At 48.3% G+C, this 14,526-nt stretch carries 14 protein-coding genes; 7 read left to right on the top strand and 7 right to left on the bottom strand.

The features are described from left to right. Positions 1-19: 19 nt before the first annotated feature. Complete coding sequence (locus LZD49_RS14445; protein ID WP_234668273.1) at positions 20-706, bottom strand: response regulator transcription factor; 687 nt, start codon at positions 704-706, stop codon at positions 20-22. A gap of 128 nt (positions 707-834) precedes the next feature. On the opposite strand from LZD49_RS14445, the gene LZD49_RS14440 reads away from it, so the two are divergent. From LZD49_RS14440 to LZD49_RS14430, 3 genes are all read left to right on the top strand, one after another. Next, on the top strand, positions 835-1,854 hold the full coding sequence (locus LZD49_RS14440) for a carboxylesterase (RefSeq protein WP_234668272.1): 1,020 nt from the start codon (positions 835-837) through the stop codon (positions 1,852-1,854). Positions 1,855-1,965: 111 nt separating this feature from the next. Next, positions 1,966-2,793, top strand: coding sequence for an enoyl-ACP reductase (locus tag LZD49_RS14435; RefSeq protein WP_234668271.1), 828 nt, complete (start codon positions 1,966-1,968; stop codon positions 2,791-2,793). A 145-nt stretch (positions 2,794-2,938) separates the two neighbouring features. Continuing rightward, positions 2,939-3,751: a hypothetical protein gene (locus LZD49_RS14430; protein WP_234668270.1), complete on the top strand. Its 813-nt coding sequence runs from the start codon at positions 2,939-2,941 to the stop codon at positions 3,749-3,751. Between the two features lie 8 nt (positions 3,752-3,759). Here the strand turns inward: LZD49_RS14430 and LZD49_RS14425 are convergent, their stop codons facing one another. Together LZD49_RS14425 and LZD49_RS14420 are read right to left on the bottom strand one after the other, a co-directional pair. Then, complete coding sequence (locus tag LZD49_RS14425) at positions 3,760-4,434, bottom strand: Uma2 family endonuclease (protein ID WP_234668269.1); 675 nt, start codon at positions 4,432-4,434, stop codon at positions 3,760-3,762. Positions 4,435-4,475: 41 nt separating this feature from the next. Beyond that, positions 4,476-6,017, bottom strand: a complete 1,542-nt coding sequence (locus LZD49_RS14420) for a YifB family Mg chelatase-like AAA ATPase (protein ID WP_234668268.1) — start codon at positions 6,015-6,017, stop codon at positions 4,476-4,478. A 133-nt stretch (positions 6,018-6,150) separates the two neighbouring features. Here LZD49_RS14420 and LZD49_RS14415 point away from each other — a divergent pair, with 133 nt between their 5' ends. Then, positions 6,151-7,149 (top strand): N-acetylmuramoyl-L-alanine amidase, encoded by a 999-nt coding sequence (locus tag LZD49_RS14415; RefSeq protein ID WP_234668267.1) that lies wholly within the window; start codon positions 6,151-6,153, stop codon positions 7,147-7,149. Between the two features lie 180 nt (positions 7,150-7,329). Here the strand turns inward: LZD49_RS14415 and LZD49_RS14410 are convergent, their stop codons facing one another. Together LZD49_RS14410 and LZD49_RS14405 are read right to left on the bottom strand one after the other, a co-directional pair. Then, positions 7,330-8,178, bottom strand: a complete 849-nt coding sequence (locus tag LZD49_RS14410) for a TIGR01459 family HAD-type hydrolase (RefSeq protein WP_234668266.1) — start codon at positions 8,176-8,178, stop codon at positions 7,330-7,332. Between the two features lie 37 nt (positions 8,179-8,215). Continuing rightward, positions 8,216-9,256, bottom strand: coding sequence for a hypothetical protein (locus LZD49_RS14405; RefSeq protein WP_234668411.1), 1,041 nt, complete (start codon positions 9,254-9,256; stop codon positions 8,216-8,218). Between the two features lie 136 nt (positions 9,257-9,392). On the opposite strand from LZD49_RS14405, the gene LZD49_RS14400 reads away from it, so the two are divergent. Beyond that, the gene (locus LZD49_RS14400) at positions 9,393-10,397 is read left to right on the top strand and encodes a 1-acyl-sn-glycerol-3-phosphate acyltransferase (RefSeq protein ID WP_234668265.1); all 1,005 of its coding nucleotides are present in this window, start codon (positions 9,393-9,395) and stop codon (positions 10,395-10,397) included. A gap of 1 nt (position 10,398) precedes the next feature. Here the strand turns inward: LZD49_RS14400 and LZD49_RS14395 are convergent, their stop codons facing one another. Then, on the bottom strand, positions 10,399-11,454 hold the full coding sequence (locus tag LZD49_RS14395; protein ID WP_234668264.1) for a VOC family protein: 1,056 nt from the start codon (positions 11,452-11,454) through the stop codon (positions 10,399-10,401). Positions 11,455-11,733: 279 nt separating this feature from the next. On the opposite strand from LZD49_RS14395, the gene aroB reads away from it, so the two are divergent. Beyond that, positions 11,734-12,768, top strand: a complete 1,035-nt coding sequence (aroB, locus tag LZD49_RS14390) for a 3-dehydroquinate synthase (protein WP_234668263.1) — start codon at positions 11,734-11,736, stop codon at positions 12,766-12,768. 92 nt (positions 12,769-12,860) lie between these two features. After that, positions 12,861-13,436, top strand: a complete 576-nt coding sequence (locus LZD49_RS14385; protein WP_090149316.1) for a DUF4136 domain-containing protein — start codon at positions 12,861-12,863, stop codon at positions 13,434-13,436. Positions 13,437-13,632: 196 nt separating this feature from the next. On the opposite strand, the gene LZD49_RS14380 is transcribed toward LZD49_RS14385, so the two are convergent. Next, on the bottom strand, positions 13,633-14,517 hold the full coding sequence (locus tag LZD49_RS14380; RefSeq protein ID WP_234668262.1) for an NAD(P)-dependent oxidoreductase: 885 nt from the start codon (positions 14,515-14,517) through the stop codon (positions 13,633-13,635). Positions 14,518-14,526 lie beyond the last annotated feature (9 nt).

Below are 14,526 nucleotides of genomic sequence, written 5' to 3'. Positions count from 1 at the left end.
TTCATCCCTTCTCCCCTTTCTACCCCACCATCAACTTAAACCCCTCCCCATGCAGATTCATAATCTGTATCGAGGGGTCTTCGCGAAGGTATTTGCGGAGTTTGGTAATGTAAACATCCATACTTCTTGCATTGAAATAGGAATCGTCGCCCCAAATGGTTTTGAGCGCGAAGCTGCGGCTGATGGGTTGGTTTAAACTTTGGCAAAACAAGCGAAGCAATTCTGATTCCTTGCTCGTCAAACGTGCGGAATTTTCGCCGATAGATAATTGCTGGTGATTATAATCAAAGCTATACTTTCCGATTTGAAATACTTTGGTATCCTCCTGCTGGTCCGTCTGACGGGCATAACGGCGTAATATGGCCTGAATGCGCATTAATAATTCTTCACGGTCGAATGGCTTGGTAACATAATCATCGGCACCCACCCGGAAGCCCTGCATCGTATCTTCTTTCATCGATTTGGCCGTCAGGAAGATGATGGGGACATCACGTCCGCTCATTCTGACTTCCTTAGCCAAGGAGAACCCATCCTTTTTGGGCATCATCACATCGAAAATACACAGGTCATATTCTTTATCAACAAAATGTTGCCAGCCCTTTTGCCCATCAGTAGCAAGGTCGGTAGGAAAGCCTTTATCGGTCAGATATTCTTGAAGAAGCATCCCAAGGTTGGCGTCATCTTCAACGAGTAAAAGATTGGGCATCGTAAATCAGGTAGATCGGTTAGAGGCGCAGGAATAACAGAATTTGCTGAATGGTTACATCATGCGTAAATTAACCCGATAAAACTAGCGATCTTTCGTATCTCTAAAACCTTCTTAACTCATAAAAAATGTTAAAATTCATCCTCTGGGTCGCTGCGATCCTCGTGATCCTCGGTGTGGTGTTCATTTCCGGCCCGAAAGTGCCCGAAGCACATCTTACACCCGTTTTGCCAACGATAACCGGCGACCTTGTCAGTTTGGAAGAAGACATAAACCGCAAGGAGAAAGCCACCCGGTTGCTAAAACCCGACAATGAAGCACGAATTGTATGGGCAAATGACAGTTTGAAACAAAAAACGACATACAGCGTCGTATATATACATGGTTTCGGTGCCAGCTGGGCAGAAGGTGATCCTGTCCACAAGGACCTTGCGAAGAGATATGGAGCCAATCTCTATCTCTCGCGTATGCACGACGCCGGTATCGCCGACACCAATGCATTCGACGACCTCACGCCCGCCAATTTTCTTGCCGGAGCTAAAAGGGCGCTGGCAATCGGAAAAGTGTTGGGCGATAGCGTGATCGTGATCGGGACTTCGGCGGGAGGATTGTTATCGGTATATTTGGCGGCCACGCATCCCGAAATCAACGCACTGGTGCTTTATTCGCCATGTATGGCCATTGCAAACCCTTCTATGAAGCTCGTAACGGGGCCGTGGGGGCAACAAATTTTACGTAATGTAATGGGCACGCATAATATGGGTAAGGACTCTATTCCCGCTCAGGCACAATTCTGGTTGCAGGGATATCATACAAACGGACTTACGACATTGCAGCAGATGATCGACGCCATTGCCCGCCCGGAGATATATGAGGAGGTGAAAATGCCGGTATTTGTGGGTTACTATTACAAAAACGAAGAGGAACAGGATAAAGTGGTGTCGGTGAAGGCGATACGCAAAATGTTTGAAGGGCTGGGCACGCCTGCTGAGCTGAAAGAAGAAAAGGCATTCCCCGAAAGCGGCGATCACGTGATTGCGTCACACCTGCGCTCGAAGGACTTCCAGAGTGTGTACGAGGCCACAGACCGGTTTTTTCAGGAAAAGCTGCATATGAAACCAGTAGAAAAGCCTGTTGCACAGCCTTGAACGGATACGCAACGGGCATTGGAAGCGGGGGAATTGTGGTTAAAGCCGTCAAAAATGCTTTACTTTGCCGCCTTGAACGGACATCCGAATTAATCAACAATAAAAGGAAACATGGCTTACGGTTTATTAAAAGGAAAAAGAGGAATTATATCGGGAGCATTGGATGAAAATTCCATTGCCTGGAAAGTAGCGCTGAAAGCAAAAGAAGAAGGTGCCACGTTTGTGCTGACCAACGCGCCTATCGCGATGCGTATGGGGGCTATCAATGAGCTGGCGAAGCAATGCGAAGCCGAGATCATCCCTGCCGATGCTACTTCCCTGGAAGATATCGAAAACCTCTTTACCAAATCGACCGAGATCCTGGGCGGCAAAATCGACTTCGTGTTGCACTCGATCGGAATGTCGTTGAACGTACGCAAAGGCAAATCCTACGGAGATCTGAACTACGAGTGGTTTCAGAAAGGCGTGGACATTTCGGCCCTTTCACTGCACAAGTTCCTGCAGGTAGCTGAAAAGCTCGATGCAATCAACGATTGGGGATCGGTTGTGGCATTATCCTACATTGCAGCCCAGAGAACGTACTCTTTTTACAATGATATGGCCGAAGCTAAGGCCATGCTCGAAAGCATCGCCCGCAGTTATGGTTACCGTTACGGAAAAGCCAAAAATGTGCGCGTAAACACGATTTCTCAGTCTCCTACCAAAACGAAGGCAGGATCGGGTATCGAAGGCTTCGACGCATTCTATGATTTTGCAGAAAAAATGAGCCCGCTGGGCAATGCTTCGGCAGACGATTGCGCGAATTACGCGATCACATTGTTCTCCGACCTTACCCGCTTTGTGACCATGCAAAACCTCTATCACGATGGCGGTTATTCATCCACCGGTATTTCTGAAGAACTGGTAACAATGATCCAGCAGCAGGCAAAGCAGCAATAACAATCAAATTTAGCATTCAAGAAAACCCTTCAAGGCACACGTTTTGAAGGGTTTTCTTTTTGTACTAAAATAAATGCGTATAGCCACCGTTTGGCGTTGTGTAACATTTGTGAACCGATTAGTTTAGCCAAAATAAAATCCATTTATGAATCAGCAGACCCATCCCCCTTTTTTCAGCAAACTCGGGGCGCAGGCCAGTCGCCTGCTGCTCGCAGCAATGTTCCTGACGATATTTTCTTGCGGAGGCGAAAAAGAAGCTACCCAGGCAGCTCCCGATGCGCCGCTTTACACACTGGTATTTCTCGACAAAACGCAAAGCGTGCATGTGGACAAGCAATATGTGAATGAGAAATACCGCCAGGCGCTGACCGATATCATCGAAAACAATATGAAAAACAAGGGGGACAAACTGGAAGTATATTTCATCCACGAAAACACCTCCAAAGCCCGCGCGCTGTCCCTGACAGTACGGAGTGAAAGGGATAATCTGGAAGGCGCGAACGCTACCGACCGTGAAAGCATCGAAACCACATTTCAACTGGCTTTGCAAAAGGAAAAAGGCATTTATCTACGTCAGTTGCTTGGCAAACTCAACCAACAGAATACCGGTGCATCGAATCAATCGACCGACATCTGGGCCAGTTTGCCAGTCATTGCCAAAGCTGGTGAAAGCGGTTCGGACGTAAAGGTGTATTATTTCAGCGATATGGTAGAAAGTGTCAAAGGTGCCGACCGCCGCGATTTTCACATCAATCCGCCCAAAAGCGACGCGGAGGCAGAAACGGATGCCAAAGCAGACACCAAAAAGCTCGATCGCTACGCCATTGGTTCTCCACAGGTCACTATTGTATCCCCATTTGAACCGACAGCCTCAAGCAAGGAAAATAACCCGCACGTGACGCATTACTGGCAGACGCTCTTTCAGGAGCTGGGCGGGGTAAGTGTAGAGGAACTTTAAGTAGGATATTATAGATTTTGAATGGCTTTCAGATTCTCGGCATCGTCGAAAATGGCGCGAATGGGGATCCGGAAGCCTTCGACTGCGAAGCTTGATACGTCATTACTAGGCGCTTTAAGAATCAGCTTATATTCTTCGCCGACGAGGTGGTACTGTTCGAGTGTTTCGTTCTCTGGATCTATGATCCAATATTCCTCAATTCCGTGTGCTTGGTAATCGTCAAACTTTACGCCGCGGTCACGGGCTTCCGTTGATGCAGAGAGCACTTCCACAATCAAATCCGGCGCGGGGAAAAGAGTTTGATCGGCTGTGAGCATAATGGTCTTGTCTTTGCGAAAAAAGCAAATGTCAGGTTCATTATCGTTTCTGGTCAGCGTGATCATAATCTTTTCTATTCCAACAAAACCCAGATTATGTCTGCAAACATAAATGTTCAGAAGCTGAGCCAGTCTTAACGAAGCTTTATTATGCTTCATTTTAACCGGGGAGTGAACCACAATCTTGCCATTAATAAATTCCACTTTCTCCTGCTCGGTAATGTCATTATAGAATTTCAACCTAGTCTTCCGCTCCTCATCAAGCGCTTTTTGCACCGCGCCAAGTACCAGATAAGCATCCGGCACATTCATAATTTCTGAGACCATACGGTTACTCATCTCTTTTGTCAATTGTAGTGTTTCCAAATTTAATAAGTTTAAGGTTAAAAGATAGACTATTGGCGGTGTCACCCGGCCCAATTCTCCCGGTCCAAACTCCGGTATTGAATCGCCTCTGCCAAATGTTCGACTTTAATGTCTTCGCTATCGGCCAGGTCGGCGATGGTGCGGGATACTTTGAGGATACGGTCGTAGGCACGGGCGGAGAGGCCGAGGCGTTCCATGGCTTTGCGGAGGAGCATTTTGCCGGCGTCTTCGATAATGCAGATCTGTTTCACCATTTCAGGCGTCATCATCGCGTTGGAGTAAATTTCCCTGTGATCTCTGAACCGCTCCGTCTGGCGCTGGCGGGCTTGGATGACGCGCTCCCGGATCTGTTCGCTGCTTTCGGACTTGCGGGTGGAGGAAATCTGGTCGAAAGAAACGGGCGTCACTTCCACGTGTAAATCAATGCGATCGAGCAGTGGACCGCTGATTTTGTTGAGGTATTTTTGAACGACGCCCGGGCCGCAGACGCAGTCTTTTTCAGGGTGATTGTAGTAGCCACACGGGCAAGGATTCATGCTGGCAATAAGCATGAAGTTCGAGGGAAATTCAACCGCCATTTTGGCCCTTGAAATGGTTACTTTCCGTTCTTCCAGCGGCTGGCGCATTACTTCTAACACGGTTCTTTTGAATTCAGGCAGCTCATCGAGAAAAAGTACACCATTGTGCGCCAACGATATTTCTCCCGGCTGAGGATAGCTGCCGCCTCCCACCAATGCGACGTCACTGATTGAATGGTGCGGTGAGCGGAAGGGTCGGCGCGAGACCAGTGTGGCCTGCCTGCCTAATTTACCTGCTACCGAATGAATTTTAGTCGTTTCCAGTGCTTCGGGCAGACTTAGCGGCGGTAAAATACTGGGAATGCGTTTCGCCAGCATTGTTTTACCCGCTCCCGGCGGACCTATCATGATGGCATTATGCCCGCCTGCCGCGGTGATCTCCAACGCACGTTTGATATTTTCCTGGCCCTGCACATGCTCAAAATCGGCTTCATACTCACTTTGGGAAGAGAAAAAGAGGTCGCGCGTATCGATACGCAGGGGCTCGATATCGCGGGTACCCTTGAAAAACTCGATCGCCATTGCCAGCGTTTCAACAGGGATAACGTCGAGGTTGTTGACAATTGCTGCCTCATGTGCATTTTCTGCGGGTAACACAATGCCTTTAAAGCCTTGCTTGCGCGCTTCGATCGCGATAGGCAGGACGCCTTTGATGGGCCGGAGAATGCCATCGAGTGAGAGTTCACCGAGGATGATGTAATCCTCTGTGCTGCGGACGCAGACAAGCTGATCGGAACATTGTAATGTGCAAATGGCAATGGGGAGGTCGTACGCGGAGCCTTCTTTACGGATGTCGGCAGGTGCCAGGTTCACAACCAGTTTTTGTCGCGGCATTTTAAAGCCGAAGTGTTTTAGTGACGCTTCGACACGTTGCTGGCTTTCTTTTACAGCGCTATCGGCGAGGCCGACCATGTAGAATCCGAGGCCCTGGCCAACATTTACTTCGATGGTTATGATGGTCGCGTCGACACCGAACACGGCGCTTCCGTAGGTTTTAGCAAGCATAAAGTGTGTGCTTTGAGTAAGTGAAATTTTTAGACAAAAATAGCACGAAAATGGATAAACCCGGGAAACCGGCTGGAAGGCTTGCGCAACCGCCTGATCATTCCTAATTTATGAACCTATTATAATAATCCGCATGAACCGTATTCTCCTAACCCTTGTATTGCTCGCAGGCATTACGTCTGTTGTAGTTGCACAGTCACGACGAAAGCCTTTGAAAGGCAAAACCATTTGCATCGATCCCGGCCATGGCGGCACGGCAGCTACCGACAGTTACCGCGTCGGGCCTGGTGGGGAGCGGGAGGAATGGATCAACCTTCGAGTGGGGTTATTATTACAAAAAATGCTGGAAAGGAAAGGCGCGAAAGTGCTTATGACGCGCATTGAAGATCAGCAGGTACCGCTGCCCGACCGCGCCAAACTGGCGAACGACCGCAAGGCCAATCTTTTTGTTTCCATTCATCACAATGCAACCGCCGACTCGTCGGTAAACTTCCCGATTATTTACTTTCATGGAAACATGTCTGAAAATGTAGCGAGTGTGGATTTTGGCAAAGAACTCGCTGCGCAGCTGCTCAAACATTTACACAAACCCCATACGCCCGTTTCGCTGGTGTCGGATTTTACGATTTTTGCCGACGCAGGTGCTTCTGTTTTGCGCAATACCTACGGCATACCGGCGGTTTTGGCAGAAGCTTCCTTTTTTACGAATCCCTCCGAAGAGCAACGTTTGAAGCAGCCTGAACACAACCGCCAGGAAGCTGTCGCCTACACGGAGGCCATTATCGCATTTTTTGCAAAGCCAGTAGCCCCGATCGCAGCAAAGAATTCAGAAGTACCGGTTATCCCTGCATTCAAGGTTTTCCAGGAAGCCGAGCGTATGACGCCCACTGCCAGGCGCTGGCGGCAGGATTTTGAAGAAGGAAATGTATTTGTGACCAAAAAGGATACCGCATTGCTGCGGGAGTCCTACGAACTTTTCACACGCTCGGCCCGCTCCTTCCCCGATTCCCCCGTAGCCGGACAATGCCATCAAAACCGCGCAGTGTTGCTCAGAAAGCTTGGTAAAGCCGTCGAGGCACAGCAGGAGGATCAGCGGTTTAGGGAGTATTACGTTACTATGCCTGTCAAATAATGTTCAAGCCTCTTTTGTAATCAATTTACATTACTTGAATAATGTCCTGAGATCCATGGATATGTCTGTAACCGGGTCGGCAAAAGTGCATTCCGTGAAATTCTGCACGGGCTGCCCCGGTAGAAAAATCCGCACCGAACATCGGCGCGGACAGGGAAATGTGCAGGCGACAGTTTTGATTTATTCAACCACTGCCGACACGCAGATATAGGTAGGGATAATGCCCGTGGCGCGGATGCGGACTTCGGCGTCTTCGGCCTGTGTGTTACCCGTGAGCACAAGCGCGGTGTCGAGGCCGAACTTATTGCCGCCCAGGATATCGGTATGCAGGGTATCACCTACCATTAAAATGTCCTTTTTGCTCACATTAGGATAGTTTTTAATGTGTTGATAAGCAAAAATAAACATCTGAGGGTCCGGCTTTCCGAAGCGGATAAACTGCCGGCCGATGGTATCCTCGATCATTTTTGCCAATGCGCCGATCGCAATAGACAGGCGGCTTTTGGAAGCTGGATAGGTTTTGTCGGTATTGGCCACGATAACGGGAATATTGCGTTTTCGGAGCAAATTGAGGGTTCTTGTCAGATCTGTGTTCCAGTCGAAACCTTCGTCGTCCAGAAATACCAATGCATTAATATCCTGCACATCATTGAGGTCGAGCTGCCCGATGGAAAGCGTCTGGATATCGGATGTGGCAATGTAATGTGCCGAATTTTCCGTGCCAAGGTAGGCTACTGTTCCCTTTCTCACTTTCAGGTCCAGATATTCCCGCGCCAGCATACCCGATGAAATGATCCGATCGGGTGTAACGTCGTCGATGCCCAGGTTTATATAGCTTTGTGCCAGCTGCTCGGGACTGCGCGATGCGTCGTTGGTCACGACGTAGAAATCCTTATTATGATCGCGCAGGTAGGCAAATGTGTTTTCAATGCCGGGGATCAGCCCGTTATATGTTTTAAGCACGCCGAATGCATCAAAGAAAATCACATCGTACTTTGAAATGACCGATTTAAAATTATCAAGGATCATACAGTTGGTGTCTTGGAGTAAGTTTTAAGAGGGTGTGCTAGATTTTCAGTGTGCGCAGGATCTTTTCTGCATCGAAACCGTCAATCGACGGGAAATACAGCTCGTATGCTTCCCGCTGCAACTTGGTGCAGTACGAGCGGTGGAAGAAGTATTTACCATATTTGATCACATAATTCAAAATAAAAAAGCGGTAGGCCTCCTTCATAAAACGCACCTCATTCTCGGTCAGCGGGTATACCTTATGATATTCCTGCAAGAAAATCATAAAGCGCTCTTCCATCAAGGGACTAATGAGGTAACTGAACACCGTGCGGTCCCCGACGTTGGAACAAACGCGACTGAAAAAATAGAAGTCCATCACCCGCGACGACACGCGAAACCAGTCGTAATCCCAGCGGGAAAACAGCTTCATATCATCGGTAACCGAGAAATTCCCGATATTCCAGTCGACAAAAACGGGCATAAGGTCGAATGAACTGACATTCAGGCGCTGGATATTTTTCATGAAAATATCGCATTGCTTTTTGAGGATATTGATATACCCGCGATGCTCGTACTGGCCGGTGTCGGTTTCCAGGATATCGAGTAAATGCTGGATGTCGGTCCTCAGGTTTTTGGATGACTTTGGAATGGATTTGCTTGCCCGGAAACACGCTTGATGAAATTTGGCCGTTTCGGTACCCAGCTTGCGGATATGGTCTTCTTCCAGCCGGCGCGGCATACGGTTCATGGCGCGGATAGGGTTATAAAACACGACCCAGGTGTCCACAAAATCCTCCTGATAACGATAAGTGTAAACCTGATTGTTCTTCACCAATGATTTCGCAAGGACATTCTCAAAGGGATAGAGCATGTTGTTGGAAAGAGCCTGGATGATCCGGTGATCTTCCTTGAAGTGTTCGTATTTTCCAAAATAGGAAAGTTTCGCCACCACCTTGTCGTCGTTATCCAGCGTCACCCTGAACACGTGATTCGTAGAAACCTTGGCACTGATATCTTCTACAAACTTGACCCCGATAGAATTATCAAATCCTTCCCAGGCTTTCCGGATAATTTGGGGATAATCTTTTAAACGCATTCCTGTTCTCGCATTAGGCTTTACAATGTCGATACAACGCTCCGGAGAGTTCATTAATGGCACCAAAGGTAGCCAAACTAGGCGGAGCAGAATAGCCCGGGCACAGGGATTGAATAAAAAAATTAATCCCATAATTTTGCGAAAACTTACTTTTGATATTTTGTTTTACTATTTCTCGCGTTTTCTGATCCGTCTGGCGCTGCCTATTTATCTGAGAAAGCTTTGCGTCACCAATTTCGATAAGTTGCCCAAAGGTGCGCCATTGCTGATCGCCTCTAATCACCCCGATTCGTTTTTCGACGCCCTCGTGATCGGTTCCGTGCTCGAACAGCCCATTCATACACTCACGCGGGGAGATGTGTTTCGTAAAAAAACGGCGGCGTTCTGGCTGCGACAGATCAATCTGATCCCGGTTTTTCGTGGTTCGGAGGGGAGGCAATATGTTAAAAACCATGATGTTACGGCGGAGGAAAGCCACGATGCGTTGAAACAGGGCGATGCGGTAGTCGTGTTTTCTGAGGGTATTTGTGTAAATGAATGGCGTCTTCGCCCGCTCGGGAAAGGAACGGCACGGATGGCCTATAAAATCTGGTATGGCGACGATGCGCTGCAAAGCATGAAAGTGATCCCGACCGGATTAAATTACGAACACTTCCGTGGCCCCGGCAAGCGCGTTACACTGAATTTCGGGGAAGCTATTGCTGCGGAAGACATTCAAACCAGCCCGCAGGAATACGAAAAATGGCTCCGGGAATTCAACGAGACTCTGGACCGTAGAATGAATGCGGAAATCCTCACCATTCCTGCCGACGCGCCCCAAGCCGAACGCGACCTGCAGCTGAACGATTTTTTCGATAAATGCGCTGCTTCCAAAAAGAAATCCAACCCATTGCTCGGGGCAATAGGTTGGATCGGGCGTATCATTCATTTGCCATTATATTCTTTCTTTCATAAAAAAGCAGCCAAGCTTACCGCCAGGTCAGTCTTTTATGATTCCGTCCTGTTTGGTATGCTCATATACCTGTACCCCGTGATCGTTGGCCTGCTTTCGATCATTGTAGCCGCATTCGCGGGATGGGAAGCTGGATTGGGGTTGTTTGTTGGTTTACCATTGCTGGCCTGGGTGGGGAGTAAGTATTAACTCAATCTTTCACCTTATTTAATCCCATTGCCTTTAACATCCAGTTTGGCAATGGCTTGCGAAGTCCGCGTTTTTGCAAATCCATAAACCACCCGAGCTTTTTTAGAATAGGCACTTTGTGGGTTTCCACAAGTTCGATCAAAGTCCCGTCGGGGTCTTCGAGGTAGGCGAAACGGCCTGCGGCATTTTCCATTCCGAAGGAGCTTTCGCTGTCGATCGTGAATGGGTAGCCTTGTGCCTGGAGTTTATTTTTCAAAGTGTCCATATCCAATGTATCAAAACACAGGTGGATGTAGCCACAGTCGCCCCAATAGCGGTTTTCGAATATCTTTTTAGGCGTGCGGTCAAGTGCTTGCACAAGCTCGATCTGGACGTTGCCGAGGAGGCGGCTGAATGCGCCGTCGGGCGTGAATTTCTTGCGCAACAGCATCCTGCGGAAGCGTTGACCGGGAATGGAAGTTGGCAGATCTTCGAAAACACCGGTTTTGTCATAAACTACTTCCAGCGGTTGCAGTAGGTTTTGGTAAAAAACCACTGATTTATCGATGTCTGAAACACCAATTACGACGCCTGCCACACCGCCCACTGTTTTACCTTTAGTCTGGAACCAGCTTTCGTCGCCGGTGATCTGGAAAGTATTGCCGTAAGGGTCAGTTCCCCAGAAACCTTCGCCCTCGGGCAGCTTCACGAGCGGGCCGGTTGCTTCTCTGGAATAGCTTTTGACCCATTGGTGCGCCTTTGTTACGTCGGGAGCTTTGAAACGAATCGCATTAATGCCCAGATCGCCGATTTCAACTTTGAAATTCGCAGGTTGTGATGTTCGGCTGGTAAATGACCAGATTTCCAGTCCGCCGCCGCCAGCCATGTTGATCGCCAGGGCCGCTTGACGTGAATGTACCTTGCCTCCGGTGTAGGGTGTCATGAGTGGAGCTTCCGCTTTTTCATCAAACACGGGCACGTCGAAACCCAGCACCTGCCGGTACCACTTCCAGGTTTCGGGCACGTTTTGGCAACCAATTCCTACCTGTTGAATTCCAGAGATCAGCGGAGCACTCATTTGTTGAGATTGTATGAAGATAAAGGTGGATAATCGTTAAGAATCGGCAATTTTACGAAATAAATAGCAAACGAGCCGTGGCACCGACGTTTGAACTGCAAATGCGACCTGTGGAAAAATTTCTCGGAATACAAAAAGTAAATGTTTATTTGATAAGCATAATAATTGCTATATTTAAAATGGTTTTCCAAAATTTTATTTTAAAAAGCTGGAAATCAACGCATCCATTTGGTTGCACTCATCGTATGTGTGATGAGCCCGTCTCAATGATAGTTTAGAATGAATCAGTCAGTTGTAATTGCACCGATAGGCGAAAGCTTACCGGATTTTTTGAGCTTATCACAGTATTCAAAACTTGTAGTAATAGCCGATAACAATACCAAAAGGCATTGTTACCCTATTTTGAAGGCGGTTTTGCCCAAACATAGTGTCGTGACCGTTCCAGCCGGTGAGGCGCATAAGACATTGGCGACGTGCGAAAAAATCTGGGAAGCCATGACAAAGGAAGAACTCGATCGGCACGCATTGGTGATCAATGTGGGCGGCGGAGTGATCGGCGACATGGGTGGTTTTTGCGCCGCGGTGTACAAGCGTGGAATAGATTTTATTCAAGTGCCGACGACTTTGCTTTCGCAGGTCGACGCGAGTGTCGGAGGAAAATTGGGGATCGATTTTCAAGGTTTCAAAAATCACCTTGGTGTTTTCAATATCCCGAAAAGTGTGCTCATCGATCCGGTGTTCTTGAAAACATTGCCGGAGCGAGAAATACGATCGGGATTTGCGGAGATCATCAAGCATTGCCTGATCGCGGATGGTTCCAAATGGGAGGAAATCCGTGCGAAGGATTTTGAAAAACAAAACTGGGCCGACTTGATCGCGCATTCGGTGAAGATCAAGCAACAGGTGGTGGATCAGGATCCGACAGAGAAGGGCTTGCGGAAGATATTGAACTTTGGACATACGCTCGGGCACGCGGTCGAAACGTACTTTTTGAATAAGTCGGCCAACCAGCGGCTTTTCCACGGGGAAGCGATCGCAGTGGGGATGATTATGGAAGCGTACCTGTCGTTCGAGCGGAAAATGATCGACCAGCAAACGCTGACGGATATTGAAGAATTTTTGTTCGCGACATATGGTAAGGTAAAAATCAAGCCGGAGGATGTGGAGAAGATCATTGCGCTGACGCGGCAGGATAAGAAGAACAAAGGGAAGGAAATTAGATTTTCATTGCTAAAAGGGGCCGGGCAATGTGCCTTTGACATCGTAGTAACGGCAGCCGAAATGCGCAGATCAATAGCTTATTATTTGGGATAGATTTATAGGTTCGGCATAAGCTATTGGTAGTGTAGGAAGAGTATTCGAAATACATTCTTGATATATTTTAATTCACAACCTGACAAATTAAAATGCTTATGCTGAGGTCTATTACTATTTATGCCGCTTTACTGCTCGTAGTCGTGATTGCAGGGTGCTCCAGTGGCCGGAAAGTTTTTGTGGAGCATGATTACAGCTACGAAACCAATTTTAAAGACTACTCTTCTTATACGTTTCTGGAATGTGAGAGGGATACCAATAACCTCTGCACCGAAATTTACGAAGCGATCCGCCGCCAGATGCAGGTAAGGGGCTACAAGCTCACTGCCGAAAAGCCAACGCTGCTTGTTAATTACGGTATTTTCTACGATAACTTGCGTTATCAGGGTTATATGCAGCCGGTGATCAAAAACTGGGTGGATACCGAGAACGAAGGTTTCCGCTACGAACCGATCAAATACGCGCTTGACAAGGGTACGCTGATTGTTTCCCTCATCGACGCCGAAAGTGACCAGGTAGTTTGGAGAGGTTACGCTTCCGGTATATTTAAGGGAGTAGAAAGTTCCAATAACCATTACCGTAGCGTAGTAAGGCGCATTTTTGATCAATACCCGCTATTTGCAAAAGGTTACGACCCGCGACGTTATAGCGAGCAGGTAGGCCGATAAGTTAAGTCGTTGCCGGTATTGTTAGCCATTGCCGGTATTTTCGCCGGCAATACGAATTCTGCTGGTGAAACACCAACGGCGGCTTTTAGTTATGTTATAAAACAGGCAAAATGCAGTTGGTCACAGCACCAACTGCAGAGAAGGTAGCCGATCCCCTATGCTCTTGTCAGGGGCGTACGGGATCGGCATTTTTATTTCAAGGGTTAAGCCCTGCATCGTCCGAGGCGCCCAGCGCTAATGCGCCCCAGTCGAGATTTTCGCGGCCTTTCGCGAGACCGGCTATGAAGCGATTTTTGATAATATCTGCAAAAGGCATGGGCGTATTTACATTCGAAGCCGTTTGGAGCGTCAGGTTGATGTCTTTTAAACCCAATGGGAAGCGAAATGCGACGGGCTCATAGGCATGTTGGGCAACAATCTTTCCGTAGTTCTGGAAAATAGGTGCCGCAAATAGCGTAGAAGTTAGCATTTCGTAAATGCTTTGGCGCGGAATGCCGTTCTTTTCGGCCATTGTAAATGCTTCGCCCATCATTTCGAGGCTGCATGCGATCATGAAGTTACCAGCGAGCTTGATCACATTCGCTGCTCCGGGATCCTCTCCGAAATCAAAAACACCTTTTACAAAACTCTGGACGATAGGTTTGATCCGCTCTTTGGCGGCAGCGTTACCCGAAAGACATATGTTCCCGACTTTCGCGCGAACGGCTTCTGGCCGGGCGAATATGGGCGCGGCTACGTAATGTGCGCCGTACCAGTCGTGTATTTGGGCCAGTTGGCGGGAAGTTTCCGGGGAGATAGTGCTCATGGAAATGTGAACGCCGTCTTTCCCGAGTTTTTCCACCAATTCCATGGAGAATAGCTCTTCCACTGCTGCGTCGTCGGCGAGGACTGAAATCACCAGTCCGCCAGTGGTAATAGCTTCCATAGGATCTTCCACGACAGTGGCGCCTAATTTGGTTAATGGCTCGGCCTTGGACGCGGTCCTGTTCCAGACTACAAGTTCATAACCCGCTTCGAGCAGGCTTTCGGCGATAGGAGTTCCAAGGTTCCCGAGTCCGAGAAACGCTATTTTTTCAGACATAATCAGAGG

The sequence above is a fragment of the Dyadobacter sp. CY261 genome (genome assembly GCF_021440085.1).
Classification (GTDB): Bacteria; Bacteroidota; Bacteroidia; order Cytophagales; family Spirosomataceae; genus Dyadobacter.
This window is presented reverse-complemented; position numbering and strand designations above follow the sequence as displayed.